The organism is Devosia sp. (assembly GCF_028290645.1).
Classification (GTDB): Bacteria; Pseudomonadota; Alphaproteobacteria; order Rhizobiales; family Devosiaceae; genus Devosia_A.
In genome coordinates, this window is record NZ_JAQGJL010000133.1 from 1 (window position 1) to 3,208 (window position 3,208).

Sequence of the window (3,208 nt, forward strand, 5' to 3'; positions counted from 1 at the left end):
CCGAAGACGCGAACGAACTAAACACTGTTGAACTGGCCACCGAGCTGACAATCGCCTGGCTCTCCAATCCCAATACGCGCGCCAATGCGGACGATGTCCCGGCTTTTCTGCAGAAGATGCACGAAGCGGTGGCGGGTTTGTCGAGCGGCGCTGCCGCTGAACCTGAAGGCGAGCCAGCCGCTGAGTTCACCCCCGCCGTCACCGCCCGCAAATCGCTCGCCTCACGCGACCACATCATCTCAATGATCGACGGTAAGTCGTACAAGACCCTGCGCCGCCACCTGAGCACGAACGGCCTGACCCCCGAGCAGTATCGCGAACGCTACAACCTCAAGGCAGACTATCCGATGACCGCGCCTGCGTATTCGGAAGCGCGTCGCGCGATGGCCAAGAAGATTGGCCTCGGCCGCAAGCCTGGTGCAAAGCGCCCCGCCAAGGCGGCCGCGCCGAAGTAATCAACTGGCGGGCAGAAATGCCCGCCGCTGCTCATCCCAGTTTGGCGATATCGCCCCCGGCGCTGTCAGCATGGCGATGTCGACGCCGGGCTTGAGTGTGCCCTTAAGCATGGCGTCAATCACTGCGGGCGACAGGAACACGAGCCGCATGACGCGCGTGATGTAGGCGTCCTGCACGCCTTCGAGTCTGCCAAGCGTCTTGATGTCCATCGCGCCGGTGCGGATCTGCGCCCACCAGCGGCGCGCCCGGTTCAACTGCGTGATCAGCGAGGTACTGGGCACACTGGCCGCCGACCCACCGTTGCTGTGGATCAGCCGCATTGCTCTCCCCGATCGCGTCAGCCGCACCTCGGACGTAAGCGTGACCGTCTCGGGTGAGTCATCCTCGCGCTCGACGTTGAGCGCTTTGGCGATCACCGCGGTCGAGCACTCGATCTCGATCCGGCTGTCGTGGACGCGGACCTGTTTGAGGACATCGCGCAGGAACGCACGACTGCGACCGGCCACGTCCGAGCAGCGCTCGGTCAGGATCGCATAGTCACTGGGCGCCACCCGCAGCCAGTCGGCGCTCGCCAGGGTGAACCCGTCATCGAACAGCGCCCCGATCCGCTCGCGCACCGCCGCTTCGATCTCGGTCGCGGGTATCCGCAAACCCGTCGTGGCAGTGCTATCGGCAAGATCGCGACTGACATAATAGCGATAGCGGGTTGTCCCCTTGCTGGCATGCGTGGAGACCAGCGAGCGTCCTTCCCCATCGACGATCCTGCCGGACAGCAAGGCGGGGTGCTTGTTGCGCACCCCGCTTCGGTGGCCCTTGAGGTTGGCAGCAAGCTGCGCTTGCGCGCGGTCCCAGATGTCACGATCGACGATGCCGTCGTGGAGTCCGGGGAATGTCTGGCCCTTGTGGGGGATTTCTCCGACATAGATCGGGTTCTTGAGGATGGTGTAGATCTGCCCGCGGCCCAGCAGCACCCCGCCAAAGGTGCGGCTGTTCTTGAGGCTGGTGCGTATCGGTGCGCGTACCCCGCCCTGTTCAAGCCGTTCGGCGACGCGATGGACGTTTCCAAGCTCAAGATAGAGATCGAAGATACCGCGGATGAGGCTGGCTTCTCCCTCAACCACCTTGAGTGTTCGTCCATCGGGGGCGTAGCCGATCGGCGGGGTGCCGCCCATCCACATGCCCTTGGCCTTGGATGCGGCGATCTTGTCGCGGATACGCTCGGCGGTGACCTCGCGCTCGAACTGCGCGAACGACAGCAGCATGTTGAGCGTGAGCCGCCCCATGCTGGTCGTGGTGTTGAACGACTGCGTGACCGATACGAACGACGTGCCCGCCTTGTCGAACGTCTCCACGAGCTTCGAGAAGTCCATTAACGAGCGGGTCAGGCGATCGACTTTGTAGACGACGACGGTATCGACCCGTCCTGCAGCTATCTCACCCAATAGTCTTTGCAGGGCGGGTCGTGCCAACGTCCCGCCCGACAGCCCGCCATCGTCATAGACATCCGGAAGCGCAGTCCAGCCTTCGCTGGCCTGGCTCAGGATATAGGCGGCGCATGCCTCCCTCTGCGCGTCGAGACTGTTGAACGCCTGGTCCAGCCCCTCCTCGCTCGATTTGCGGGTGTAGATCGCGCAGCGGATGGTTTTCATGCGGCGGCTTTCCGCTTCAATCCGAAGAACGCCGGTCCCGACCAGTGCGTGCCGGTGATCGCCTTGGCGACCTCACTCAGCGAACGATACTCAGCATCTTGCCAGCGGATTATGCGGTCCTCGCCGACGGTCACCACATGCACCTTGCCGCCCCACTCGCGGACGAGCCGCATGCCGGGCGACACCGGGCTGGTCCTGGTCTTGGAGGCGGCGAGCTGGTCGAGTTTGCGAATGGTCTCGCGCGACACGCCGCCGAACGCCTTTGCCTGCATCTCCCAGGCAAGGGCGAGGCGCATCATCTTCGGGCTGATCCTGGGCGCCGGTGACTTGGTCAGCGAACGCCACTCGTCCTTGAGCTCGGCTGACGTGCAGGTCGCCAGCCGAGCGAGACTCTCCTCCAACCAGATCATCAGGCGGCAGCGGCGATGCGGTAGCAGGTCTCGTCATTGCGCTTGCTGCGGTCGATGACATGGCCCTTTTTGCGCAGGCCGGTCAGCGCGGCGCGTGTTGTATGCGGCAGCCAGCCGGTCAGCTCGATCAGCTCTGAGACAGAAGCGCCGTCCTCGCGCTGGAGGAGCGCGAGAACGGCCGAGGTTTTGGAGACATTGGGGGTCTCGAGCACTACGGTACGTTGTGATGCCTTGACGTCAATAACATGGGTTTGGTCGATCTCCGCTATCCCGGCATCGGTAATAAACATGCCGTAGCGGATGTCGCCGTCGGTACGAGCAACCATCGCCGCGTCGCTGGTCTCGCGTTGTTCGGCGAACCCGCGCTTGGTCAGCGCGGCCATCGCTTTGGTGGCGATGTCGCCAGCGTCGGCCAGCATGGTGGGCAGCGGGTAGAAGCTGCCGCCTTCGCGCTGCGAAGCGGTCGATAGCAGGATCAGCTGAGTGTCGTTGAGCTTGGGCATGGTGGTGTTCCGTTGTTCGGATGAGCGGCACCGTGCCGCTCCCACCAGCCCTAGCCCCGTAGCGATGACATCGCCGGGGCAGCCGCGTGACTCAACCGCGACTCTCTACTGTCACGGCTGTTGCTCTGGTGGACGCGCAAGTCGAATGGTTTGTGCAAGAGCGGCCGACGCCGCGATCGGTCGACCGGAG

4 protein-coding genes are annotated in these 3,208 nt (G+C 63.9%); 1 reads left to right on the forward strand and 3 read right to left on the reverse strand.

The window, feature by feature from the left end:
• The coding region (locus tag JWQ89_RS07680; RefSeq protein WP_299639812.1) for a MucR family transcriptional regulator at nt 1–455 on the forward strand (455 nt) is incomplete at its 5' end.
• On the opposite strand, the gene JWQ89_RS07685 is transcribed toward JWQ89_RS07680, so the two are convergent.
• From JWQ89_RS07685 to JWQ89_RS07695, 3 genes are read right to left on the reverse strand one after another with little or no spacing between them, the layout of a single operon-like run.
• The gene (locus tag JWQ89_RS07685) at nt 456–2,105 is read right to left on the reverse strand and encodes a recombinase family protein (RefSeq protein ID WP_299639814.1); all 1,650 of its coding nucleotides are present in this window, start codon (nt 2,103–2,105) and stop codon (nt 456–458) included.
• Nucleotides 2,102–2,515, reverse strand: coding sequence for a DUF2924 domain-containing protein (locus tag JWQ89_RS07690; RefSeq protein WP_299639816.1), 414 nt, complete (start codon nt 2,513–2,515; stop codon nt 2,102–2,104). Before JWQ89_RS07690 ends, JWQ89_RS07685 begins: the two co-directional genes overlap by 4 nt.
• Nucleotides 2,515–3,018, reverse strand: coding sequence for a DUF3489 domain-containing protein (locus tag JWQ89_RS07695; protein WP_299639818.1), 504 nt, complete (start codon nt 3,016–3,018; stop codon nt 2,515–2,517). Before JWQ89_RS07695 ends, JWQ89_RS07690 begins: the two co-directional genes overlap by 1 nt.
• Nucleotides 3,019–3,208: the final 190 nt, after the last annotated feature.